This is a genomic window from Ureibacillus endophyticus, assembly GCF_003628435.1.
GTDB lineage: Bacteria > Bacillota > Bacilli > Bacillales_A > Planococcaceae > Ureibacillus > Ureibacillus endophyticus.
In genome coordinates this window covers 1-25152 of the sequence record NZ_RBZN01000036.1, presented here as the reverse complement: position 1 = coordinate 25152, position 25152 = coordinate 1, and the positions used below count along the sequence as shown (strand labels likewise).

At 35.4% G+C, this 25152-nt stretch carries 21 protein-coding genes, 1 tRNA gene and 1 other RNA gene; 17 read left to right on the top strand and 6 right to left on the bottom strand.

All coding sequences use genetic code 11. The features are described from left to right. Positions 1-27 precede the first annotated feature (27 nt). The 5 genes from gltP to ffs form a co-directional block, all read right to left on the bottom strand. Positions 28-1299 carry a glutamate/aspartate:proton symporter GltP gene (gene gltP / locus D8M03_RS12930; protein WP_121215246.1) on the bottom strand — a complete coding sequence of 424 codons (1272 nt, stop codon included), beginning with the start codon at positions 1297-1299 and terminating at the stop codon, positions 28-30. Between the two features lie 82 nt (positions 1300-1381). Next, on the bottom strand, positions 1382-2260 hold the full coding sequence (locus D8M03_RS12925; protein ID WP_121215245.1) for a response regulator: 879 nt from the start codon (positions 2258-2260) through the stop codon (positions 1382-1384). A 15-nt stretch (positions 2261-2275) separates the two neighbouring features. Further along, complete coding sequence (locus tag D8M03_RS12920; protein ID WP_121215244.1) at positions 2276-3520, bottom strand: ATP-binding protein; 1245 nt, start codon at positions 3518-3520, stop codon at positions 2276-2278. A gap of 166 nt (positions 3521-3686) precedes the next feature. Continuing rightward, positions 3687-3779, bottom strand: a tRNA-Ser gene (locus D8M03_RS12915). Positions 3780-3949: 170 nt separating this feature from the next. Further along, positions 3950-4215, bottom strand: an RNA gene (gene ffs / locus D8M03_RS12910) — signal recognition particle sRNA large type. Positions 4216-4455: 240 nt separating this feature from the next. Between ffs and D8M03_RS12905 the strand changes: the two genes are divergently transcribed. The 14 genes from D8M03_RS12905 (at position 4456) to D8M03_RS12840 (ending at position 20674) form a co-directional block, all read left to right on the top strand. Continuing rightward, the gene (locus D8M03_RS12905; protein ID WP_121215243.1) at positions 4456-5208 is read left to right on the top strand and encodes a GNAT family N-acetyltransferase; all 753 of its coding nucleotides are present in this window, start codon (positions 4456-4458) and stop codon (positions 5206-5208) included. A 182-nt stretch (positions 5209-5390) separates the two neighbouring features. Further along, positions 5391-7784: a hypothetical protein gene (locus tag D8M03_RS12900; RefSeq protein ID WP_121215242.1), complete on the top strand. Its 2394-nt coding sequence runs from the start codon at positions 5391-5393 to the stop codon at positions 7782-7784. Between the two features lie 2 nt (positions 7785-7786). After that, positions 7787-8719: an ABC transporter ATP-binding protein gene (locus D8M03_RS12895; protein ID WP_121215254.1), complete on the top strand. Its 933-nt coding sequence runs from the start codon at positions 7787-7789 to the stop codon at positions 8717-8719. Continuing rightward, complete coding sequence (locus tag D8M03_RS12890; RefSeq protein WP_121215241.1) at positions 8716-9576, top strand: ABC transporter permease; 861 nt, start codon at positions 8716-8718, stop codon at positions 9574-9576. The genes D8M03_RS12895 and D8M03_RS12890 overlap by 4 nt, the downstream gene beginning before the upstream one ends. A gap of 12 nt (positions 9577-9588) precedes the next feature. Beyond that, the gene (locus D8M03_RS12885; protein ID WP_121215240.1) at positions 9589-10983 is read left to right on the top strand and encodes a tripartite tricarboxylate transporter TctB family protein; all 1395 of its coding nucleotides are present in this window, start codon (positions 9589-9591) and stop codon (positions 10981-10983) included. A gap of 14 nt (positions 10984-10997) precedes the next feature. Then, positions 10998-11993 carry an AAA family ATPase gene (locus D8M03_RS12880; protein ID WP_121215239.1) on the top strand — a complete coding sequence of 332 codons (996 nt, stop codon included), beginning with the start codon at positions 10998-11000 and terminating at the stop codon, positions 11991-11993. Further along, positions 11990-12862, top strand: a complete 873-nt coding sequence (locus tag D8M03_RS12875) for a DUF58 domain-containing protein (protein WP_121215238.1) — start codon at positions 11990-11992, stop codon at positions 12860-12862. The genes D8M03_RS12880 and D8M03_RS12875 overlap by 4 nt, the downstream gene beginning before the upstream one ends. Positions 12863-12873: 11 nt before the next feature. Then, positions 12874-14613 (top strand): vWA domain-containing protein, encoded by a 1740-nt coding sequence (locus tag D8M03_RS12870; RefSeq protein ID WP_121215237.1) that lies wholly within the window; start codon positions 12874-12876, stop codon positions 14611-14613. After that, positions 14597-17194, top strand: a complete 2598-nt coding sequence (locus D8M03_RS12865) for a VWA domain-containing protein (RefSeq protein ID WP_121215236.1) — start codon at positions 14597-14599, stop codon at positions 17192-17194. Before D8M03_RS12870 ends, D8M03_RS12865 begins: the two co-directional genes overlap by 17 nt. A 130-nt stretch (positions 17195-17324) precedes the next feature. Further along, positions 17325-19088 (top strand): DNA polymerase III subunit gamma/tau, encoded by a 1764-nt coding sequence (gene dnaX / locus D8M03_RS12860; protein WP_121215235.1) that lies wholly within the window; start codon positions 17325-17327, stop codon positions 19086-19088. 40 nt (positions 19089-19128) lie between these two features. Then, positions 19129-19443: a YbaB/EbfC family nucleoid-associated protein gene (locus D8M03_RS12855; RefSeq protein WP_121215234.1), complete on the top strand. Its 315-nt coding sequence runs from the start codon at positions 19129-19131 to the stop codon at positions 19441-19443. Between the two features lie 11 nt (positions 19444-19454). Further along, a complete protein-coding gene (gene recR, locus D8M03_RS12850) occupies positions 19455-20051 on the top strand; it encodes a recombination mediator RecR (RefSeq protein WP_121215233.1) in 597 nt (198 codons plus the stop codon). Positions 20052-20124: 73 nt separating this feature from the next. Beyond that, complete coding sequence (locus D8M03_RS12845) at positions 20125-20340, top strand: YaaL family protein (protein WP_121215232.1); 216 nt, start codon at positions 20125-20127, stop codon at positions 20338-20340. Positions 20341-20407: 67 nt separating this feature from the next. Next, entirely contained in the window at positions 20408-20674 is a 267-nt protein-coding gene (locus tag D8M03_RS12840; RefSeq protein WP_147404824.1) for a pro-sigmaK processing inhibitor BofA family protein, read from the top strand. A gap of 70 nt (positions 20675-20744) precedes the next feature. Here D8M03_RS12840 and D8M03_RS12835 read toward each other — a convergent pair whose 3' ends face one another. Further along, a complete protein-coding gene (locus tag D8M03_RS12835; RefSeq protein ID WP_121215230.1) occupies positions 20745-21350 on the bottom strand; it encodes a hypothetical protein in 606 nt (201 codons plus the stop codon). A 198-nt stretch (positions 21351-21548) separates the two neighbouring features. Here D8M03_RS12835 and D8M03_RS12830 point away from each other — a divergent pair, with 198 nt between their 5' ends. From D8M03_RS12830 to pabB, 3 genes are all read left to right on the top strand, one after another. After that, positions 21549-22406 (top strand): MBL fold metallo-hydrolase, encoded by an 858-nt coding sequence (locus tag D8M03_RS12830; protein ID WP_121215229.1) that lies wholly within the window; start codon positions 21549-21551, stop codon positions 22404-22406. Positions 22407-22496: 90 nt separating this feature from the next. Beyond that, entirely contained in the window at positions 22497-23081 is a 585-nt protein-coding gene (locus tag D8M03_RS12825; RefSeq protein WP_121215228.1) for an anthranilate synthase component II, read from the top strand. Positions 23082-23083: 2 nt separating this feature from the next. Further along, positions 23084-24823 carry an aminodeoxychorismate synthase component I gene (pabB, locus tag D8M03_RS12820; RefSeq protein ID WP_121215227.1) on the top strand — a complete coding sequence of 580 codons (1740 nt, stop codon included), beginning with the start codon at positions 23084-23086 and terminating at the stop codon, positions 24821-24823. Positions 24824-25152: the final 329 nt, after the last annotated feature.

Here is a 25152-nt window from a genome sequence, read left to right as displayed (position 1 = left end):
CGCGAAATAAAATCGCGGCTTTAAATATTATTTTGATAATTCTGCAGCATACGCTTCCATTTTACTTTCATCAAAGCGTTTTTCCCATTTTGACATAACGATTGCAGCTAAAGAGTTACCTACTACGTTTACAGCTGTACGCGCCATATCTAAAATACGGTCAATACCTGCGATAAACGCTAACCCTTCAAGTGGAATACCTACAGAACCTAATGTAGCTAAAAGTACTACGAAGGAAACTCCAGGAACCCCCGCAATTCCTTTAGATGTAACCATTAATACAAGCATTAATGTAATTTGTTCCATAATACTTAAATCAATACCATACATTTGTGCAATGAAGATAGCAGCAATTGCTTGGTATAATGTTGAACCATCTAAGTTAAATGAGTATCCAGTTGGAATAACAAAAGATGTAATATCCTTTGGACAACCCATTTTTTCCATTTTCATCATAATACGAGGTAAAACGGTTTCAGAACTTGACGTAGAATACGCCAAAATAAGCTCGTCCTTTAATACTTTAAGCAATTTGAAAATGTTAATACCAACAAATTTCGCTGTGAGACCTAATACAACGAGTACAAAGAAAATCATCGCTGCGTAAACTAAAATTGCTAATTTTCCTAATGGAATTAACGATGATAAACCGAATTTAGATACAGTTACACCGATTAAACCAAATACTCCAAATGGAGCAAATTTCATAACTAAGTTTGTAACCCAGAACATAGCATCTGCTACTCCTTGAGCAACAGCTAAAATTGGTTTACCTTTTTCACCAATTGCTGCAACACCTAAACCAAATAAAACTGAGAAGAAGATAACTTGTAACATATTTGCATTAGCCATCGAACTAATGATGTTCGTAGGAACAATGCTAACAAGTGTATCAAGCAATCCGCCTTCGTGTTCAACTTGTTCAGTTGTTTCCACATAAGATGAAATATCTGTTTCAGTTAGCTGATCCATGTTAATGCCAGCACCAGGTTGGAATAAGTTTGCTGCACCTAACCCAACAATAATGGCAATAGTTGTGATGATTTCAAAATATATAAGTGTTTTCCCACCTAGGCGTCCGAGCTGTTTCATATCACCCGTGCCTGCTACACCGACAATAAGTGTAGAAATAATAATAGGAACAACAATCATTTTAATTAAATTTAAGAAGATAGTCCCTAGAGGTTGTAAATATGTTTCAACATTAGGATTACCATAAAAGACTGCACCGACAATGATACCTAATACAAGACCGATTAAAATTTGAGAAGCCAAACTTAGCTTGAATTTTTTCTTCATTAATTTCCCCCCCAATCATATTCGTAGGATAGCCCCACTTTTTACATGATACGGACAACATATAAAATCCGACAAAATCCGATTAATTTATTTTTGAATTTATATCAGAAAATAATACTTGGATAAATTTTTTTATGTTTACTTTTGCTTTTCGAGGTTCGTTTTTTTCTATTTTACTCATTAGCAAGCGTATTTCTGTAAAATCAAAATAACGGGGAGCGTAATATTCGAATTCAGAATTTGTGTAGTCTACAATACCTAAGTTTGCTAAATTTATCATTGCAGCTAGGATCGTTCTACGCACGCGTTGCTCGATTGCTTTGCTTTCTTTTGTAATCTCTTCAGGAGTAGTTTTAGTTAACTCTGCAACTCGTTCATACAATTCCTTTAATGGTGGCAAAGGTGCAATGTGTTGCTTGTCCAATAATAACAGTTCAATAATTTGTGTAATATCTTCGCTTCCCACTTCGCCAATAATCCCCATATCATTTAAAATCGCTAGGATATGATCACGGGATGTTTTTTGAGTTTGGGTTATGATAGGTGGTTCAACGTTTGATAAAGATTGTCGAATGGCAAGAATTGAATTTTTTAAGCGATATTGTTCTTCCGTTTTACGTAAGACCTTTTCTACCTCAACTTTATTGATAGGCTTATGAATAAAAAACTCAATTCCCTTTTCGTAACTTTCTGCAACCATATCTTTATTCACTACTTGAGAAATCATAATAAATAATCCTGTAAACTGTTGTTCGCGAAGTCTTTCAATCGTAGCAATGCCATCTAATTTAGGCATTAATAAATCAATTAACACAATGTCGGGTTGGATAGCTAAAATTTGTGGAATGGCATCTTGTCCATTTTGGGCCTCACCAATTACTGTACCCAAATGATTTTCATCTATAATTTGTGATAACATCATACGGCTTGCACGATCATCATCAACTATAAAATACCGCATAATTTATTCTCCTTATTACAAGTTATTTGTTGGGATAGTAATGGTGAACTTTGTGGTTTGATTACTTTCCACAACGATTTTTCCTTCAAATTTTTCTACAATTGATTGTACATGGGATAATCCAATTCCTGTAGAGGCTTTTCCTTCATCATTAAATTTTGTTGTATACCCCGCATCGAAAATGACAGGAAGCATCGTTTTTGGAATGCCTACACCTGTATCTTCTACTTCAATTACTGTCTCATCATTTTGTTTATTTACAGAAATAGAAATTGAACCTTCTTCTTCAATTGCTTCTACAGCATTTGAAACGAGGTTGTTTAACAAAGCTAGGAGGGCAATAGGTTCCTTTGTATAGAAATCTGTATGATAAGTTTCTTTGAATTCAATACTTTTATTTAAATAAGTACTATATTTTTTATTTGCCTCAATTACATATTGCAATAAATTCGAAATTAAATGATCATCTAGATTTTTTGCAGTTGTAATTTTGGAAAGACCCGAATAAATACGTTGGCTATCTTTTTTTACTTCGTGAATTTCTTGGGAGATAAAAAGTGCCTTTGTACTTAAATGATTATCTATTGACTTTAACGCTTTATATAATTCAAAGCTCGATGCTGTAATTTGTTCAATATGGTCCATTGATTTTTTTAAATACAATGTTTCTACATATAAATTAGAGCCAATTGATAGTAATTGTTGAAATTGTCTCTTTTGTTCACCGATAATAATTGCACTATATATGCCAACTACTGAGAAACTTCGAATAAAAGCAACGATAAGTAATAAAAATGATTCTTTCAATAAATGGGTGTGCGTTACGACAAATAGAAGAATAAATAGTTCTTCAATAAAGTTGCTGACAAATTCAAAAAGAGTAGCAAATAATCCTAAGGCAATTGGTTTTGATTTATATTTTTCAATATTTAACTTAGATAAAAAGAACGCAAAAAAGAAATAAAACAGTGCAGCGGGGAAACGTTCAATTAATATTTGGCTAAATTCATAATCAGTAACAAGTAAATCTAAAAAAACTCGAAATATGACTACTGTAATTCCGGTAACAAACCCAAATTTTATAATGGGAATAGGTTGAATTAATACAGCTAAAAAGAAAATCATACTCCCTAATCCGAATCGAAATGGGAAATCTTCAAAAGGCATCAGTTTTATTTCACTACTAAAGGCTATTAATAAAGCAAGTAGTATAATGGTAGCTACTGTATTAGAAGGTAAAGAGAATTTTTTTAGTGCCATTACTTAAGCTCCTTTTATGAGAACTAAAGGATTAATGTTGCATCTATTATCTTAACATGGTTAAAAAATAAAAAAGTACTACATGCCTAGTATGCATTAGTACTTTCAATTAAAGATATAAAAAAATCCGTTACATCTTTTGTAACGGTTTCATTTGAAATATAAATGGCGGAGGAAGAGGGATTCGAACCCCCGCGCGGTTTAACCCGCCTGTCGGTTTTCAAGACCGATCCCTTCAGCCGGACTTGGGTATTCCTCCGAATTAATTATCTTTTCGACAAAAATTACTATAACATGATTTCAAGTTATGGTCAACAAATTAAAAGAAAGGATTTTATTTATTTTAATGGAATAAAAAAAGAGTCAAAATCAGTAAATAGTTGATCTTGACTCTTTAAGCCTTTTTAGGCAGTCATTTGCACATTAAAGCCGTGCACCTTTCTTCGACTGCCGCACATAAGCGTTACTCTTGTCGCCAGCTCAGGTTAGGCTACCCCGCGGCACATGGGTGAAACCACTTAATGCTGCTTCCTTCCGGACCTGACATGGTTCATGGGTACCCATTGCGCAGGACCCAACCGTCAACGCTACGTGCAAGAGGCAGACCTTACATACGGACAGCCTCGGAAAGGGATTCAGTCTCGCTAGAGCGGATTGCGAGTTACAGGGCACCGCTACCTCCCCACCTAGCACGGCATAAATTAGTATACGATACATTGGAGTGAAAATGCAATGTTTTGTTCTGGTATTTAAGGAATTTGTTAATGAAGGTACACAAAATCTATGGAGAAACATGAATTCGTAGTTGAGTATTAGATTGAATCTATAAAAAGTAAATTTATTATTCATAAAGACATATTTTACTTCTTAAAATGATTTTAATAATTGTAAAATGATGTTAAAGTTTTTAATTTTACAAAATGGGGATGAAATAGATGAAAGTAACGTTTGTGCAAATCAATATATTAGGGGAAATTATTTATGAGGATGACTATGTTAAACATTATCATTTTCAAGAAATGTTAACTCGCTATGATAGTAACTATATTGAATTTAAAAAAATGCCATCAGTAGAAGAATTTCAACAATGGGAAAAATCATTGAGGGAATTTCATCGTAAAAATAATCAAAATCATTTAAAGTTTAAATTCCCTCCAAATGAGCAAATACCTGATACACTAAAGTATTATTTAAAAAGAGTACAGTATAATATTGGCTTTTTAGAGCTTTACTCCATACAACCTAGTCAATTTTCTATTCGAAAAAATGGTTCGGTAAACGTCCAGTTTGTTACAGAGGAGCAGTTAGAACCCTTTTTAAAGCTTCAATACAATGAAGATGTTAAATATGGTGTGAATTTTGCAAAGGAAAAGCAACAATTGCAACTTCGTAGATTTAATGATGCTGATACATACTTTCTCATTGCTTATTTTGAAGGGATTCCAGCAGGCTATGTTGAAGTAATTGAAAAGGAAAGTACTGTGGAAATTGATAATCTATTTGTTCTTGAGGAACAACGTCATAAAGGAATTGGTGGTCATCTTCAACAAGCTGTAATGGAGAAGTTTCCAAATAAAACAGTCATCCTAGTGGCGGATGGTGAAGATACACCAAAAGATATGTATCAAAAGCAAGGATATGAATATCAAGGCTTTCAATTTGAAGTTTCAAAAGTTGAGATATTTTAAATTATAAAAGCGTATTCGACTTCGAATACGTTTTTTTTATATATGGGTAAATTGTAAGTGAAGTCTTTACAGAACAAACCGAACAATATCTTAAGATTTTATTATTAATTGGAATATCTGGAACCAAATTGTAAATGAAACGTACAAATTTAAAAAGCGGGTAAGTTGAAGGAGATGGGATTTTGATAAGGAAAAATGTATTCATCATTTTTTTCATAGCTTTGATCAGCTGTTTGATTCATACAAATATTGCAAGTGCAGCACCAAAGTTAGAAGTAAAAGCGGAAGCTGGAATATCTAATAAAGTAAAGTATTTTACACCGCTTCCACTAAAATTAACAATTACGAATAATGGGTCTGCTTTTTCTGGTGACTTAGTCATCGATGCTGCAGAGTCCTATGCGGTAGGTTCAGCTACAGTTTATTCATTAGATATTGCAGAAGGAGAAACAAAAACTGTTCAGCTTTATTTGAATGGTCTATCGGATGATTACATGTATTCAGGTAATCAACAAGGAAGCTTATTTTACTTTTATGAAGGAGGAATTGAGGAAGGAGAGTTAGTTAAATTCTCTGGAGATAAAATGGTTCGCCCTCAATTCCACGAAATGGAAGGGACGTTTATCTATGCGTTAACAGAGAATCGAGATCGTTTAACTGTGTTTCAACGAATGAGACCATTCTCTAATACAAACGTTGAAGCTTTTTATTTAAATCAAATTAAAGATTTCGAATTCCCCGATAATAAAAAAGGTCTTGAAGCTGCCAATGTGTTAGCAATTGATGAAACGAATATTTCAGACTTCTCTGAGAAGCAACAACAAGCTATTTTAGAATGGGTGCGTCAAGGAGGAAAGCTATTAGTTGGTGCTTCCGATCAAGTAGAATCATCTATCGGCATTTTTAAAGAGTATCTACCTTTGACGCTATCGCAGGAAAAAGTAAGTGTAACACAAAGTAGTTTAGAGAAATTATCGAATAACGGTAAATTCACACAAGGTATTGAGGTATATCAAGCAAGTGAAAAAGAAGGTAGTATTCGACTACTAGCAGATGGAGAAACAATCCTAGCATCTGCAACGAAGCTTGATGAAGGGCAAATTATCCAAACAACTTTCTCTTTAGGGGATGAGCCATTAGCATCAATGGATGGTTACGCTAAATTACTTTCAAATATTTTGAAACTACAATCACCTATACAAAACAATTATGGTGGTATGTATTATGGGAACTATTACGACTACTTACCTTATGAAGTTGGTAGTATTAATGAATTGTTTCCATCCTTTGAAGTTTCGACAACTACACTTGTTGTAATTATCATTATTTATATTTTATTCATTGGTCCACTTTTGTATTTTATTTTAAAACGCTTAGACAAAAGGGAACATGCTTGGTGGATTATCCCGGTTGTTTCCGTTGGGTTAAGTATAGCAATGTTTATTTTTGGGGCAAAGGATCGCTTAACGCAATCACAAATTCAACAATCTGCCTTTTATAAAGTTGAAGAGAATCGTTTGAGCGGTCATTATGTTGAAACCATTCTTACAAATAGAAGCGGGGATTTTTCATTTACATTAGATGAAAATACAACGGCAGTAGCAACACGTAATCGAAATTATATGGGAAGTTCAACGCAAGAAATGATTCATGAAAAATCTTACGTAAAAGAACATGCCAATAGTTCAACAATTACATTAAAAAATTTAAATTACTGGTCCGTTCAATCCATTGTAGGGCAAACAGAAATAAATAATGCTGGAAATATGGATATCCAATTAAAAGTAGCAAATGGAAAAGTAATGGGAACAATTAAAAATAATTTCCCATTTAAGTTGAATGACGTATCGATTTGGTCAGGTTCTCGTGAAATTGAATTGGGAGATATCGAACCAAATGGAACATTAGAGGTTGATAAAGAAATAAAAGGAGCAGTCTTACTTTCACCATCTGTAGGTAACTATAATTATGCGCAACCTCAGACGAAAGCAGATTTAATGCCAATGCGTATTGAAAAGTTAAAGTATGGTGCAGGAAATTTAGTACAAGGTGAACGTTTACCAGCAATTACTGCTTGGACAGAAGAAGCCCTTGTTGGGATTGAATTAGATGGTAATGCAGCAAATTCACCGTTATCCTACATTATTCAAACCTTTGAACCAGATTTGGAACTATCAGGTGAGTTCACTTTAGATAAGGATGTTTTAAATAAGACGATCGAGCCGACATCTAACTCTGGCTATACAGAATTAATAAATGATGCAACAAACGAATGGTACTTGGATAAAGGAGAATATGACTATATTACATGGATTCCAGAGGAGCTTTTAGAAAAATCAACATGGACAGAAATTTCTGTATCTAATAAAGCTTCAATTCCAATTGAATTAGCGATTTGGAATATAAAAACGCAGGAATTTGAAGGTATAAGTGAAAAAAGTGCGTCCATAACGACAAATTTAGATCAATATATTTCTAAAGATGGGGAAGTAAGAATTCAAATTACGTTGGACGACAGCTTTAATGGTGGTCCAACGAAATTACCTGATGTGAAAATTAAGGGGGTGGCGAAATAATGATGGTTGATATTCAAGGATTAACAAAAAAATACGGGTCATTTACCGCTTTAGATAATTTGACTTTATCTTTAGATGAAGGGGTTGTATTTGGCTTTGTAGGAGCGAATGGTGCTGGGAAATCCACAACCTTTTCAATATTGGCCACGCTTCTTTCGCCTACATCAGGAGATGCTTTCATAAATGGTAAAAGTGTTGTAAAGGAACCAAAAGAAGTTCGAAAACTTATCGGTTATATGCCAGATTTCTTTGGAGTATATGATCAACTAAAAGCTGATGAATATTTAGATTTTTACGGAGCAAGTTATGGGCTATCTCATGCGGAACGACAAGTACTAATTCCACAACTTTTGGAACTCGTGAATCTATCTCATAAACGTTATGAATATGTTGATTTACTTTCTCGAGGAATGAAACAACGATTATGTCTCGCTCGTTCACTCATCCATGATCCAAAGGTATTAATTTTAGATGAACCAGCATCTGGTCTGGATCCACGAGCTCGAGTAGAAATGCGAGATATTTTAAAGCATCTCAAATCAATGGGTAAAACCATATTAATTTCATCACATATTTTGCCAGAGCTAGCAGAAATGTGTGACGAAATTGGAGTTATTGATAATGGAAAATTAATAGCCCACGGAAACGTTGCAACAATACAACAACAGCTACAAGGAGATAAACGAATCATTGTAAAAGTTATCGATCAAATCGAAAGAGCTCGTCAATTCTTTGAGGAAGACCCACTTATTTCTTCTATTGAGTTAGAGGATACAAATAGTCTAGCCTTTAACTATCGTGGCTCAACCGATGACCAGGTTCAGCTATTACGTAAAGCTTTACTGGCGGATTTACCGATTTATGCATTAAGGGAAGAAGAGAAAGATTTAGAAGATGTATTTATGGCTATTACGAAAGGGGCGGACGTTGTATGATGGGACGTTTTTCAAACCCTGTATTATTAAAAGAATTAAAATTACGATTCCGCGCCTTTAAAAGTTTTTCGGGCTTAATGTTTTACTTAGCGGTTTTATGTATTTTTGTTGCTGGGTTCTTGTTAATTTATACGCAGTTTTCAGGAACAGGGTTTTTTAGACCGAGCGACAGTTTTACAATGTTTGCTGTTTTAAGTGTATTGCAGATGGGGCTAGTTATGTTTATTACACCAGGATTAACAGCAGGTGCCATTAGTACGGAACGGGAAAAACAAACACTAAACATCTTGCTTACAACGACTCAAAGCTCAACACAGATTATTGTAGGGAAATTGTTATCTTCCGTTGTGTTTTTAGTTTTAATGTTGGTGGCAGGGCTACCGTTATATAGTCTTGTATTTTTATTTGGTGGTGTATCACCATCCCAATTTATCACGATTTTCCTTTTCTATTTAGTGACGCTTATTGCGATTGGAAGTATCGGTATTATGTTTTCTACGATTACGAAGAGAACAATAGTGTCGATGATTGCAACCTATGGGGCGATGATTTTCCTTGCTGGTATTACCGCGTTTTTCTTTTTCGTAGGAGTATCGATGGAGCAAATGCAGGCGCAAACTGGAAATGTGCAAAATTTAACACCATTTTCCCCAATCACTTATTTTTGGGCAAGTATTAATCCAGGTGCATTAATGATTACAATGCTTTATCCAGATATGTCAAATGCCCTTGAATCAATAGTAGGGATTTCATTACCGATTTGGATTGTTTATTTAATTTTCTACATGTTAATTACAGTGATTTGTCTATTTATTGCGACACGTAAGTTAAGAGCAAATATGAAAACAAATCGATAAGGAGGAATAGCGATGGATCGGCGGAATATGTTAAAGCAATTTGTTCGTAAAGCACAAAGAAGCTTGAATGTAGAACAAATGATACCACGAATACAATATGGAATACTTCTAGGGTTAGCTTTAAGCACGGCGATCCTGCTAGTTTCTCGTTTATTTATTTTTCCATACTACCGTAATGTTTCGGTGATTGCGGGGGTAGGAGCGATTGTTGCAGTAGTGTTCTATATTTGGTTTAAGCGAGTACGAAGAAAAGAAGCGCTACATCGTCTTGACGAATTTTACCCGCATAATGAATTAGTGACAGCTCTTTCATTGAAAGAAGAAAACAATCCTTTAGTGCAATCGTTGTTACAGAAAGCACAGAAAGAAACGCCACAAGCCTATGATCAGTTTAAAAAGCGGAAAAAGGAACTGTGGAAACCAAAAGTATTAATTGGAATCCTGTTGATTGGAATTGTCATTGGCATTTTGTCGGTTTTCCCTTCAGCAACACAAACTGAAGCACTAGTTGTGGAAAAGGAACAAGAAGTTATTAAAGATATAAAAAAAGAAGTTGCTGAATTAGAGAAAAAAGCAAAATCCAAAGAAGTAAAAAAGGAATTACAAGAGCTTCAAAACAAGTTAAAGGATATCGAACTATCCGAGGAAGCATTACGTGAAGTTGTTAAAAAGCAGAAAGAATTAAAATTAAAGGAACAGAAATTAAAGGAAAAGAAAGAACTTGCCAATAAGAATGGTGCAGATGGTTCAGATGGTTTAACAGCTGAAGAGCAAGAACAGTTAAAGGAATTAATGGAAATGCAAAGCGAGCTAGCAAGTGCAGCCAATAGTACCCAATCTGCATTAAGTAAGCTTGGGAAACCAATCAGTTTCGATTTGCAAAATGCAATTGCTAGTGAACTAGGATCAGAATCAGTAGAAGCTCCTGGGGAAAGTGACGGTACTTCTAGTGAAGATGAAAATAACTCAAATCAGCAAGGGAACAACCAGAATTCGAATGGCCAAGGTAATAATGGGCAAGGCAATGGTAATGGCAATGGAAACGGGCAAGGCCAAGGTCAAGGAAGTGGTTCTCAAGGCAATGGTCAAGGAAATGGTATTGGTTCTGGGAAAGGCGGAGGAAGTGGCGCTGGAATCGGCCAAGGAAGCCGTGATTTATTAGCTGTTCCTGAACGAATTGGTGGTTCATCTGAGACAACTGCTGATGGTGGGAAGTTAGGAGAAGGAACTGCAGCAGGTGAACAAAAGGGGTCTGTACCTGTTACAAAAGGAACGATTCGCCCTTATGAAGAAGTGATTGGTCAATATAAAGACAGTTATTTAGAAAGTACGGAACGCATGCAATTGCCGAAAGATTTACAAGATATTGTGCAATCATACTTCTCCTCAATTGAATCGAATGAGTAAAGGGATGTGGAAAAATGGCTTTTAGTGAGCAACAATACAGTGAAATGAGTGAACAACTCCAACAAGTAAAACATGAAATTAGCAAATTTATTGTAGGTCAGGAAGAAGCAATTGAATATACGTTATATTCCGTATTAGCAGATGGGCATGCACTTCTAGAAGGGCTACCTGGTTTAGGGAAAACGATGTTAATTCGTACAATTTCTGAAGTGTTAGATTTATCTTTTTCTAGGATTCAGTTTACACCGGATTTAATGCCTACTGATATTACTGGAACAAATATTATTGAACGAGCAGAAAACGGTAAGCAGCAGTTTGTGTTCCAACCAGGGCCAATCTTTAGTCAAATGGTTTTAGCGGATGAAATAAACCGTGCAACACCAAAAACTCAAAGTGCTCTATTAGAAGCAATGGGTGAGAAAACCGTAACCATTTTAGGGGATACGAAGAACATGGCAAGACCATTCTTTGTTTTGGCAACACAAAACCCAATTGAAATGGAAGGAACTTACCCTTTACCAGAAGCGCAAATGGACCGTTTTTTATGCAAAATATTAGTGCCTTATCCATCAAAGCATGAATTGATGGAAATTATGAAACGGACAACAGGTGCAGTGGAAATTACTTTAGAAAAAGTGATGAATACAGATCAATTAGTGTTAGCACAAAAAATGGTTCGAGAAGTGTTAGTTGCTGAGGAAATGATGGAGTATGCAGTTAATTTGGTCGTAGCGACTCACCCTGATAACGAAGATGCTTTGCTTGAAGTAAAGCAATATGTGATGTATGGAAGTGGTCCTCGTGGGTTACAAAGTATTATCAAACTAGCAAAGGCTCGAGCAGTTACAAATGGCCGATTCCACGTATCAATAGCGGATATTAAATCTGTTGCAAAGCCAGCACTACGCCACCGTATGATGTTGAATTATGAAGGGGAAGCATCGGGTAAAACAGTCGATGATTTAATCGAATTAATACTATCATCCATTCAACAGGGCGCTAAATTATGAAGCCATTAATTTTGCCCGATGAGTGGATTTCTAAAATAAGCCGCTTATCAATTGCTACTTCATCAAAATTACGTGGTCAGCATAAAGGTTCTCATCGATCCCAACGCTTTGGTGCATCCTTAGATTTTTCTGATTTCCGTGAATATACGCTTGGCGATGATGTACGACAAGTAGATTGGAATGTCTATGCTCGTACAGAAAAGTTTTTCATAAAACGCTTTTTAGATGAACAGGAAATGCGGGTGCATATTTTACTGGATGCAAGCCGCTCAATGGGTGAAGAAAAGAAGTGGTTGTTTGCCCGCCAAATTACAGCAGCACTGGGTCTAATGGTGTTAAACCGAGATGACCGATTATCCTTCTCTTATGTAGGTGAACAACATTTGATTCCGTTTAGAAAAAAGGGGGCTACCAACCGAAAACCTTTTTTACAGCTGGTATCAAATATAGAGGAAGCGCGCGGTGTAGGAAGTTTTGCTGAAGAGGGATTAAAAAGATTGCCTAAGGATAGTACGGTACTTTTTATCATTACAGATGGATTAGAGCCTATTTCACAATGGGAGCAGTTCTTTAAAAAGTTACCTCGCTTTGCAGGGGATATCCGTTGTATTCAAATTGTAACTGAAGATGAACTGAATCCAAGCTATAGCGGTGACGTGCGATTAATTGATTCAGAGACGTCTCGTGAAGTGAATGTATCCGTTTCAAACCGAGTATTAGCAAATTACGAAAAAAGTCGTACGGAACATGAAGGTCAATTTGATGCGTTAGCAAACCGTTTTGGCATTCGAAAAATTCAACTCTCTGTGGAAGAAGGATTTCAAAATGCCATTTTCCATAAATTATTAAAGTCACATTGGGTACAGTGAGGTGAAGCTATTTGGGATTTAGTAATATTCTCTTTTTATGGGCTAGCATTCTCCCATTAATCGTTCTACTTTATTATTTTTTCCGTAAAAAATATAAAGATCAACCGATTTCTTCAACGATATTTTGGGAAGAAGTGATGCAAGAAACAAAAGCTTCACCTTATTTAAAACATCTACAAAAAAATGCACTACTATATTTGCAACTATTAGCTCTCATTTTATTTGTTTTAGCTTTAATGAATCCTTTCATTAAAACGAAAGAAATTGCAGGGGAACAATCAATTTGGATTGTAGATACTTCCGCAACCATGTTAGCTGGACAAACATTTGCTCAACATAAGGAAGAAATGAAATCCCTTGCTTCAGAGTTTACAGGTCAGCCACTTACTATTATTACAACGGGTGATGAACCAAAAACAATCATTCGGCAAGAAACCGATTCATCCGCTATACATAAAGCAATCGATAGTTTGGAAGTTACTTATGAAGAAGAGCAGTTGATTAAAGCGATTGATGTTGCTCAAGCATATGTTGGTGAAACAGCTACTTCCATCTATCTATTTACAGATTCAGTAGAGCGCGGTGAATTGCCGATTTCAAGTGAACAGATTAAATGGATTGTTAAAGGGGCAAGTAAAGATTTACAAAATGTCTCGATTAAACGTTTTGCAGCAACTTCTATTGGGGAAGAAGCACTAGCTTTAATTCAACTAAAAAATGAGACAGATGAAAAAAAACAAGTTGAGCTTATACTTCAAGATAGCGAAGGACGAGTTATAGTTGAAGAAGGAATTGCTTTAAAAGAACAAGAGGAAATGACGAAAACCTTTGAAAAGCTACCTTTAACCGAAAGTTTGTTTGCTACCATTCAAGTTGAAGATGATTATGAAGTAGATAATTCAATGGTTACAATACTTGGGAATAACTTATCGCAAATTGTCATTGATCAACAAATGCATCAACTTGTTCAAAAAGGTTTCCAGGCATTAAATACAGAAGTGAAGCTCGTTCCATCAGACCAATTAGCAACAATAAAAGAGGCATTAATTGTTACGAATCAGGTTGAACTTTTGGGTAAGACAGATTCCCCGCTTATTTTAATAGGACGGGATGACGAATTATCTGAAGAAGTAAATAGTTTAGTTGATGTGTCAGAGGATGCATTATTTGCTTTTAGTAATTTAGAAGATGTTTATGTTAATTCCGTATATCCAGGGTTTGACCAATTTGAAACGATAGCAACGATTGGAGAAATGCCCTTTATTCAACGTTCTTCAAAAGGAGATATCGTTATACTTGCAGACATCCAATCGACAGACTGGCCATTGCATCCATCATTTCCTTTATTCTTATGGAGTTTACAAAATGAATTACTAGAAGGTACAACATCTTTAGGTACGTTTTCTCCTAATGAAAGTCGAGGGGTTTCTTTAGCTGCTGGGGATTGGTCAATTTATTCGAAAGATGATGAATATATTTCATCCTTTGAAAATGCAAATCAATTTAAAGCACCAACAAAGCCCGGTTTATATACAGTTCGTTCAAATGAAGAAGAAAAACTGTTGATTGTTCAACTTTCAGAAAATGAACGAGAAATTAAAGAAGGAACTAGTTTTGAACTTGGTACTCTTCAAAATAAAGGGAATGAAGAATCATCAAAAAAATTAATTATCATCTGGTTATTGATTCCGATATTGCTGTTATTAGTCATTGAGTGGGAGGTGCAAAGAAGACGTGGATTTACGAATTAGTTTCCCACTAGCTTTATTGCTATTAATCCCGATTTTAGGATATTTCGTTTGGACATGGTGGCATCATCGCTATCAATTGAAGAAAAGTCAGCTCGTTGTATTTGGGATTCGAATACTTGCCGTCGTACTTCTTATTTTTGCAATTGCATCTCCATATCTTTTGTTACCTGTCAAAGAAGAGCAAGTTGCATTTTTAATTGACCGCTCGGCATCTGTTGAAGGGAATGAGGAGCAAACCTTAGCGTTTATCGAAAAAAGTTTACAATCCAAAAAAGATACACATCAAGTGGGAATTTATTCTTTTGCATCGAACCTTCAAACAGAATCAATTTTAAGTAATACATTAGAGCACGCTCCACAATTAAGTGGGATGAATAGTGAAAGTGAAACGAATATATCACAAGCACTACAATTGATGACAGGCATTGTCGATCGTGATAAAGCAACGCGAATTGTTCTGTTTTCAGATGGTTTAGAGACAAAGGGAAAAGTTACTGAACAGTTAACAAAAATGGTAGGCACCAATGTTTCTGTTGATGTAGTGCCATTAAGTAATGAAGTAAAGGCAGACATTTCTATTCAAAGTTTTGTCACGCCGAAAGTGGCATATGCAGGAGAACAACAACAGCTTGTAACAGCAATTAATGCAACAACTGCTACAGAAGGACAATTGTATCTTTATGAAAATGACCAGCTTATTCATAAAGAAAATATTACTTTAGAAGAAGGTACCAATGCATTTACTTATCGTCATATAGGTGAGGCTGAAGGTTTAGTAAAGTATGAGGCATTAGTACAAGTAGAGGAAGATGCAATTTTAGAGAACAATAAACTAACTAGTGTAACAATGGTTCATAGTTCTCCACGACTGTTGATTGTAAGTGATCGAGAAGATGGGTCACCAATCGCAGCCGCACTTGGGCAAAATTCCATATCCTATGATGTGAAGTCTTCAAGTGAATTGCCAAACGCTCTATCAAGTTACCTTCACTATAATGCCATTATTTTTGATAATATCCCAGGTCATTTAGTTGGCGAAGAAAAGATGGGCATCATCGAACAAGCTGTTAAAAACTTTGGTGTAGGTTTTATGATGGTAGGTGGCGAAAATAGCTTTGGACTAGGGGGCTATTTTAAAACGCCTATTGAAAAACTACTTCCAGTTGAAATGGAGGTAAAAGGGAAACAGCAATTACCTTCTCTCGGTTTAGTCATTGTACTTGACCGTTCTGGAAGTATGATGGGGCCAAAAATTGAACTTGCTAAGGAAGCAGCAGCACGTTCAGTAGAATTGCTTCGTGATGGCGATACTCTTGGTTTTATCGCATTTGACGATCGTCCATGGGAAATCATTGAAACCGCACCTTTAACAGATAAGGAAAAAGCGGTGAATACAATTTTATCCATTGCCCCAGGTGGTGGAACTGAAATCTTTTCTTCTTTAAAGCTCGCTGTAGAAAACTTAGCAGACTTAAAATTACAACGAAAACATATTATTTTGCTAACGGATGGTCAATCTTACAGTGCAGGAAGCTATGAAGATCTACTTGAGGAAGGAAAAGAGAGTAATATTACATTATCTACAGTAGCAATTGGTAATGATGCAGATGCTGTTTTACTTGAGCAATTAAGTGAGTTAGGGAGTGGACGTTTTTATAGTGTTGTTGATGAAACAACAATTCCTTCAATTCTTTCCCGGGAAACGGCGATGATTTCTCGAACGTATATTGAGGACAATCCATTCTATCCAACGATTTATAACGCTGAAGGTTGGAATGCTTTATTTAAAGAAGGTGTCCCACAAATGAATGCGTACATTGGAACTACAGCAAAACAAACGGCTCTCGTTATTGCAGAAAGTGAAAAAGAGGATCCTGTATTAGCTGAGTGGCAGTACGGTTTAGGTAGAACGATTGCCTTTACATCTGATTCAACTGGGGCATGGACAGGGGATTGGGCAAAATGGAGCGAATGGTCAAACTTTTGGCAAACAGCAATATCAAAAATGCTACCAACCTATAATGATATTGCATATGACATTAGACAAGAATCCAATGATACTTTCCTAATCACGGATCCAACGAACCAAGCTGCATTCCTGGACATCGCTATTGTTGATGAATTTGGAGAAGAGATAAAAGCACAAATCGAACCAGTCTCTGCTAGTAAAGTACGAGTAGTAGTTGATGCAGATCCGGGGCTTGTATTTTTTAGAATATCAAAAGAGGACGAGTCCATTTATCAAGCAGGTTTAACTATTCCGTATAGTAAGGAATATGAATTACATCCGCCAAATGAAGCTTTACTCACTGAAATCGCAGAAAAAACAGGCGGAATGATTTTAGAGGATCCTGAACAAGCATTTCGTGAATTTACGGTAAAAGGTGCTGAAAGTCAAAGTATCACAACATGGTTATTATTAGCTAGTATGATACTGTTCTTTATTGATATCACGCTAAGAAGATTCGGCTGGGGCTTCCTACAAACTGTAGGAAAACCAAGAAAACTTGCTACAGAAAAAGTTGTTGTAGAGGAAGAAACGAACGTGGCAAAGCTTTTAAAAGATATGAAGAAAAAGTAATAACTTTAAAAAAGAGTTATCTCATATTGAGGTAGCTCTTTCTAATTAGAGGTTATTATAGTTGGGAGTGAATGGTTCGTTTATGTTATAATAAGAACTAAATTTGTCTATTTAGAAAGGGAGGAAAAAGTTGACGTATCAAGCATTTTACCGTGTGTATCGACCGCAGAATTTCCGAGAGATGTCGGGACAAACTCACGTAAAAAGAACGCTTCAAAATGCCCTCCTAGCAAATAAAACAACGCATGCTTACTTGTTCTCAGGTCCTCGAGGTACGGGTAAAACAAGTACTGCGAAAATTTTTGCTAAAGCATTAAACTGTGAAAAAGCACCAACCAACGAACCATGTAATGAATGTGCAACATGCTTGAGCATTACAGAAGGCTCTCACCCAGATGTTATTGAATTTGACGCTGCATCAAACTCCCGTGTAGAGGAAATGCGCGATATCATCGAGAAAGTTCGATTCGCTCCAGCAAATGCTCGATTTAAGGTGTATATCATTGACGAAGTGCATATGCTTTCAACAAGTGCATTTAACGCCTTACTAAAAACGTTAGAGGAACCACCGCCTCATGCAGTATTCATTTTAGCTACTACTGAACCACATAAACTACCGGCTACCATTATATCCCGATGTCAGCGATTTGATTTTAAACGCCTTTCTTCTATTGATATTCTAGAACGAATGAAAGTGATTTTAGAAGATATTCATTTATCTTATGAAGAACAAGCATTAAAAGTAATCGCTCAGGCAGCTGCAGGTGGGATGCGTGATGCATTAAGTTTATTAGATCAAGTTGTTTCATTTAGTGGTGACACTTTAACCCTTGATAATGCACTACTAGTCAGTGGGTCCATTAGCCAAGAAATCTTTTATGATGTAGTACAAGCCTTAAAACAAAAAGAAATTGCACATATATTAACGTTAGTTGAGGAATTAATAGCTGATGGAAAAGATCCTGTACGTCTTGCTGAAGATTTAATTACATTTTTCCGTGATTTACTACTTCTCCAAACAAGTAGTGAGTTGGAAGAGTTACTCGAACTTGTTACTCCGGAAGAAAAATTCGTTTCTTTAGCACATGAGTTTAGCGCGGATTCGCTTTATACTTATATTGATATTCTTGCTAAAACTCAACAAGAAATGCGCTTTTCCCATCATACAAAAATCTATTTAGAAACAGCTTTATTAAAGATGGTTCAAACACCAAATAGTGGGGCTGCCTCCATGCAAGCTGTGGGGCAAATTGATCCAGCTTTAAATGAAAAAGTAGCGAATCTTGAAAGATTAGTACAGCAATTATCACAACAACTCGCAACAGGCGTTCAAGGTGGTAATACTGGTATGCCAGCAAAAGAAGCCCCTCGCCCACGGGCAAAATCTCAAAATGGTTACCAAGCACCTGCAGGACGTATTCGTGAAGTATTAAAAAATGCAACAAAGCAAGATATTCAAAAAATAAAAAATGCATGGGCAGGAAGTTTAAGTCAACTACAAAAATCGCAGGCAGCATTATTTGCTGAGGCCGAACCGGTTGCAGCTTCTGATAGTGCATTTGTGGTAAAATTCAAGTATGATATTCATTGTCGAATGGTTGCTGACAACAGAGAGTTTACAAATCTTTTTTCTCAAATTCTAGCTCAAATGACTGGTACAATGTATGAAATTTTATGCATTCCGGAAAATCAATGGGTTACATTGCGTCAAAACTTCATTAAAGAAAATGGTTTAAATCAGAAAAAAGAGTCATCTGAAGGGACATTGGTTCAGGAAACAGTCCATGAACAACCATTTATTGATGATACGCAGGAAATTGTTTCTGAAGATCCTTTAATCGCAGAAGCAGAGAAAATGTTTGGAAAAGATTTTGTTGAGGTTGTGGATGAGTAACCACATTAATTAAATTATAATTTTGAGGAGGATTCTACTTATGCGTGGAATGGGTAATATGCAAGGCATGATGAAAAAAATGCAAAAAATGCAAAAAGAAATGATGCAAGCGCAAGAAGAATTAAATGCGAAAGAATTTGAAGGTACTGCTGGTGGCGGTATGGTGAAAGTTACGATTAATGGTCAACGTGAAGTGTTAAAAGTAAATTTAGATCCATCTGTTGTTGATCCAGATGATGTAGAAATGTTAGAAGACTTACTTTTAGTGGCAACTAACGATGCTCTAAAGAAAGTAGAAGAAACAACAAATTCTACAATGGGTAAATTCACTCAAGGCTTAAACCTTCCATTCTAGGAGGATAAACAATGTACTACCCTGAACCAATATCAAAGCTAATTGATGGCTTTATGAAATTGCCAGGAATCGGTCCGAAAACTGCGGCTCGACTGGCATTTTTCGTTTTAACAATGAAAGAAGATACGGTTTTATCTTTTGCAAAAGCTTTAGTCGATGCAAAAAGAAATTTAATGTATTGCTCCACTTGTGGGCATATTACAGATGTGGACCCTTGTCAGATTTGTTCTGATCAACAACGAGATGCATCGACTATTTGTGTAGTACAAGACCCGAAAGATGTAATTGCAATGGAAAAAATGCGTGATTATCAAGGTCTGTATCATGTATTACACGGAGCAATCTCCCCTATGGATGGTGTTGGACCAGAAGATATTAATGTTGCTTCTTTAATAACTCGATTACAAGATGAACGAGTACACGAATTAATATTAGCAACAAATCCAACCATTGAAGGTGAAGCAACAGCGATGTACATATCTCGTCTTGTGAAGCCATCAGGAATTCGAACAACACGTATAGCCCATGGTTTACCTGTTGGTGGGGATTTAGAGTATGCTGACGAAGTTACTTTATCGAAAGCATTAGAAGGAAGACGTGAATTGTAAGTTCTTTTCATCTTAATTCTGTTTTAAAAGAAATTGCGATTTTTTAAATCGGGTAAAGTGAGTGTCGTGTTGTATGTTTTTTCGTCGTAAAGGGAAGTTAAAAAAGGAATTTGATGAAAAGTTAGTACATTTAATTAAAGAAACGAAGGATGACTGGAATCATGCAAAGGTCATCGAAGGTTTAATAGACGATTATGATTTAGATGTCATTGCCCGTCGTCAAATAGCAGAAAGTATTCACTTTTATTTATTTAAAGAAGCAAGAATTCGAAAAATATTAATTAAATAAACATAATAAGAGTAGCCGCAATAGCATATGCTCCTATGAAACACTTTTATGGGGGCGATGTGGATTGATGACATATGTTGTGATCGGACTTAGTTGCGTGCTACTTTTTTTCGGCATTATAATAGGCAAAAAAATTGGTTTTGGTGTAATTTTTGAAAAGTTAGCCCTTCTTTGGTTTAAGTTCGCCTGCTCGTTTGCATTGTTATACATAGCCCATATAGTTGTAGATGGTTATGATATTATAGTGCCTGTAAATATTTTCTCAGCCCTGACAATTACTATTCTTGGACTACCAGGTGTGATTTGTATTGGGGTATTAACGGTATTTCAATAAATTGAAAATTAAAGAATTGGCGCTAAACCTCTCGTTATGGGTTAAGCGCCTTTTTCCTTTATGAAGGCAGTTAGTCTTTCCAGAAGAAAAATGCATCGAATAGTTTATATTGATTGGGTCTAGTGAAGGTTTGAATTTTCGTTTTAAAAGGGAGTGGTTGTGATAAATACTCTTTATCGAGAATGTGATAACCTGCCCTCGCTAATTTCTCCTTAATTTCTATGAAATCATTCACCATAGGACTAGGGGGTTCATCGATTATTCCATGTGGATGATTAATCATACCCATACCACTAAAAAATTCGTCTTCTCCATTATCTAAAATCGCCTTATGTCGTTTATCTCTCCAAATAATGGCTACAGGCGCTAATCGACTTATGTATAGAACTAGTCCTTCTATTTGGATAGAAGTAAGGGAATCCTTTTCGATATATTTTTTATTTACAATACTACTTCCATCTTTCCGATAGCAAAAGAAATCTACATAGGAAGCATAGCCACTACCATAATGGTCAAATATTGCTTCACATTTGATGGATTTCAAGTGATTGATTGTATAGAAAAGATCTTGAATATATGCTTCAATTTGTTGCTTATCCTTAGTGTTATATGGATATAGATTGCCGACTGGTTCTTCTGAGATCATCATTTGTAGCTGTTCATTCGTAAACTCCAATTTATTCACCTCACAATGGCATTTAAAAATAAATTTTAACATAGAAATTCCTAATAGGAATAATATGGATAAAAATATTTTGCTGAATATATGATTTTGAACATACAACACGGAGTTGAGTAACATTTCTTGTATGTTTTATTACGCGAAGGACATATTACGAGTAGATTTTAAATATCTCACTCGAGGTGATACGATATGGATATGAACATGAGTTATGGTAGTGATTATAGAGCAATTCCGGTAACCTCAATTGGTAACGGAATAGGTAAGGAAGTATTACCTGATTTATTTTATTACACAATTCGAATTGTGAATATTTGTCTAGTAGGCAATCCCAAAACAAACGATTTTGTATTAATTGATGCTGGAATGCCTGAATCATCAGATGAAATCATTTCAGTTGTTGAAGAGCGCTTTGGTACAAATAGTCGACCGAAAGCAATTATATTAACGCACGGACATTTTGATCATGTGGGGGCAATCATTGAGCTGATAAAACATTGGGATGTTCCTGTATATGCCCATGAACTTGAAATGTCATTTTTAACAGGGAAAAGAAGTTACCCAGAGCCAGATTCAACGGTTGAAGGTGGAATGGTGGCAAAAATGTCACCACTGTTCCCGATTGAACCGATTAATTTGGGGGATAATGTAAAGGCTCTTCCACCTGATGGAAAAGTCCCTCATCTACCAGATTTTAAATGGGTCCACACACCTGGCCATACACCAGGTCATATTTCATTATTTAGAGAAACTGATCGGGCATTAATAGTTGGGGATGCGTTTGTTACTGTAAAACAAGAATATCTTTATAAAGTATTAACACAGGAGCAAGAAATAAGTGGACCACCGAGGTATTTAACAACAGACTGGCAAGCAGCTAAAGAATCTGTTGTTAAGTTAGAAAAATTAAATCCAACAGTTGCTATTACCGGACATGGACTTCCGTTACAGGGGCAACTTTTAACAGATAGTTTGCGAAAGCTTGTTGATGAATTTGAACAAATTGCAGTTCCTGATCACGGAAAATATGTGAACAAAAATATTAATTAAGAAAATCCTGTTGAGAAGTAGAATTTTTCTGCTTTTCAATGGGATTTTTCGTTATAATAATGGTTGTTTAAGAAAAGGGGGATTATTCGGATGATTTTAGTGATAGATAATTATGATTCTTTCACCTTTAATTTAGTTCAATATATAAAGCAAGTTGGTGAAGAAGTTGTTGTTGTTCGAAATGATCAATTATCATTAACGGACATTTCGACCATGAATCCTACTTCCATATTAATTTCCCCTGGCCCTGGTAATCCTAATACAGCTGGAATTTGTATAGATGTTGTTAAACGCTTTTATAAAGATATCCCGATTTTAGGAGTTTGTTTAGGTCAACAAATTATTGCCCAAGCATTTGGAGGAATTGTAAAAAAGGCTCAACAACCAATGCATGGAAAAACATCATTAATAGTTCATGATGGGTGTTCAATTTTTCACAACATCACATCACCAGTACAAGTGGCTAGATATCATTCATTAATCGTGGATGAAAAAGCTTTACCGGACTGTTTAGAAATTAGTGCTAAAACAGTCGATGGTGAAATAATGGCTATTCGACATAAACAATATCGTGTTGAAGGTGTTCAATTCCATCCTGAAGCAATTTTAACGGAACATGGCTTACAAATGATTGAGAATTTCTTTATTAAATCAGCAAGGGGAATCGAAATTTAATTATGAAACAAAAATCACCTATTTTGTCCTTTGACTTCCCTTCTAAATCTGGGGAAATAAAACCTTTAACATTTCGAGAACCAATAAAATTAATTATTGCAAATAAAATTGAAGAGGTAGTACCCTGTTTTCAATTAATAGAGGAAGCTTTACAGAACGGTTTTTATGTTGCAGGGTACTTGTCTTATGAAAGTGCTCCTGCCTTCGATGCTGCATATAAAGTGAATAGTGAGAGTGAAATGCCGTTACTTTGGTTTGGTGTTTTTAAAGAACCTGAAATAATCTCTTTAAATAGTATAGGTGATTATAACTTATCTGAGTGGATCCCGTCTGTTGATAAGGAAGATTATCATAAGGCGATTACTTCTATTAAACAATCAATTGAAGAGGGGATAACATATCAAACCAACTATACAATTCGTCTTCATTCTCAGTTTCAGGGAGATGCGATAGCATTATATGAAAAGTTAAAAAGAGCTCAATCATCAAATTACTGTGCATATTTAAATACCGGTGATTTTCAAGTTTTATCCGCATCCCCGGAGTTATTTTTTGAATTAAATCAAAATCAATTAACGACTCGACCAATGAAGGGCACGTTAAAACGTGGGAAAACCTTAAAAGAAGATGAGATAAATAGAATGGAGCTATATCATTCAGAAAAAAATCGCGCAGAGAATGTAATGATTGTCGATTTATTAAGGAATGATTTGAGCGTTATTGCGAAACCAGGAACAGTAAAGGTGGATAAACTCTTTGAAATTGAAGATTATCCAACTGTTCATCAAATGACTTCAACGATAACTGCTACAATTAAAGAAAATACGCAACTTGTTGATATTTTCAAGGCACTATTCCCGTGTGGATCTATTACCGGTGCACCAAAAATAAGTACGATGGAAGTAATAGAAAAACTAGAAATGGATGCCCGTAACGTATACTGTGGAGCAATAGGATATATTACGCCAAGTAGAGATGCCACTTTTAATGTCCCAATTAGAACGGTTGTTATCGACGAGAAAACAGGTAAAGCTACATACGGTGTTGGTGGTGGGATAACTTGGGATTCTACAACAGAAGATGAATACCATGAAGTATTAGCTAAAGCGAGCTTGCTAACAGTTGAACGACCAGAGTTTCAATTGTTAGAAAGTCTATTATTGCAAGACGGGGAATATTTTTTACTTGAAGAACATCTCGAGCGTATATCAAATTCAGCCAAATATTTTAGTTATAGATGTAATGTAGAGGTTATTAGAAAGGCACTATTAAATCGTGCAGAGCAATATAAAGACGGAGAATATAAAGTTCGCTTGCTAGTAAATCAGATTGGTGAACATACAATAGATTGCCAGCCATTAAAAAAACAAACCCCTGGACAAACTATTACATTAGCAGACATTCCAGTAAATAAGGAAAATCTATTTTTATATCATAAAACAACAAATAGAGAAGTTTACTCACAATATCAAAATAAATTTAAAGACTTTTTTGACGTCCTTCTTTGGAATGAGGAGCAAGAGTTAACTGAGTTTACAAATGGTAATGTCGTTTTAGAAATAGACGGTGTATTCTGGACTCCTCCTATTGAAAGTGGTTTATTAGCAGGGACTTATAGAGATAAGTTGCTTCAGGAAGGACGTATTTGTGAAAAGAAACTAACCCTAGACGATTTAAATCAATGTTCAAATATATGGTTTATCAATAGTGTTAGAAAATGGATAAAAGTAAATTTAAAGTAAATGAAGGGAAGTAGCTTATACAGTTACTTCCCATTAATAATTCCATTAAATAAATTCGTTGACTATATTGGGAAATGGTGATATATTATAAAAGTTGTCAAAAGGAATTGCTCCTTTTAAGTTAGATGACGAAAAAATAAAGGTAAATATTTGTTGACTTTCCAACAGGTTACCCTTATAATAATAAATGTCGTGTTAATACGACGTTATGAACTTTGAAAACTGAACAACAAAACGTTAATGAATATAGTTTCTCATTAAATTGAGGAACAAAATTTTGGACATCAATTTTGATGCCAGCAATTTTTGAGCTTTATCAAATTCTTTTA

Bases quoted from the DNA above. Each gene is read 5' to 3' on its own strand.
- D8M03_RS12925 (WP_121215245.1), bottom strand. From the start codon at position 2,260: ATGCGGTATTTTATAGTTGATGATGATCGTGCAAGCCGTATGATGTTA.
- D8M03_RS12890 (WP_121215241.1), top strand. From the start codon at position 8,716: ATGATGGGACGTTTTTCAAACCCTGTATTATTAAAAGAATTAAAATTA.
- pabB (WP_121215227.1), top strand. From the start codon at position 23,084: ATGAAACAAAAATCACCTATTTTGTCCTTTGACTTCCCTTCTAAATCT.
- gltP (WP_121215246.1), bottom strand. From the start codon at position 1,299: ATGAAGAAAAAATTCAAGCTAAGTTTGGCTTCTCAAATTTTAATCGGT.
- D8M03_RS12855 (WP_121215234.1), top strand. From the start codon at position 19,129: ATGCGTGGAATGGGTAATATGCAAGGCATGATGAAAAAAATGCAAAAA.
- D8M03_RS12880 (WP_121215239.1), top strand. From the start codon at position 10,998: ATGGCTTTTAGTGAGCAACAATACAGTGAAATGAGTGAACAACTCCAA.
- D8M03_RS12885 (WP_121215240.1), top strand. From the start codon at position 9,589: ATGGATCGGCGGAATATGTTAAAGCAATTTGTTCGTAAAGCACAAAGA.
- D8M03_RS12875 (WP_121215238.1), top strand. From the start codon at position 11,990: ATGAAGCCATTAATTTTGCCCGATGAGTGGATTTCTAAAATAAGCCGC.
- recR (WP_121215233.1), top strand. From the start codon at position 19,455: ATGTACTACCCTGAACCAATATCAAAGCTAATTGATGGCTTTATGAAA.
- D8M03_RS12905 (WP_121215243.1), top strand. From the start codon at position 4,456: ATGAAAGTAACGTTTGTGCAAATCAATATATTAGGGGAAATTATTTAT.
- D8M03_RS12895 (WP_121215254.1), top strand. From the start codon at position 7,787: ATGGTTGATATTCAAGGATTAACAAAAAAATACGGGTCATTTACCGCT.
- D8M03_RS12920 (WP_121215244.1), bottom strand. From the start codon at position 3,520: ATGGCACTAAAAAAATTCTCTTTACCTTCTAATACAGTAGCTACCATT.
- D8M03_RS12825 (WP_121215228.1), top strand. From the start codon at position 22,497: ATGATTTTAGTGATAGATAATTATGATTCTTTCACCTTTAATTTAGTT.
- D8M03_RS12845 (WP_121215232.1), top strand. From the start codon at position 20,125: ATGTTTTTTCGTCGTAAAGGGAAGTTAAAAAAGGAATTTGATGAAAAG.
- D8M03_RS12830 (WP_121215229.1), top strand. From the start codon at position 21,549: ATGGATATGAACATGAGTTATGGTAGTGATTATAGAGCAATTCCGGTA.
- D8M03_RS12840 (WP_147404824.1), top strand. From the start codon at position 20,408: ATGACATATGTTGTGATCGGACTTAGTTGCGTGCTACTTTTTTTCGGC.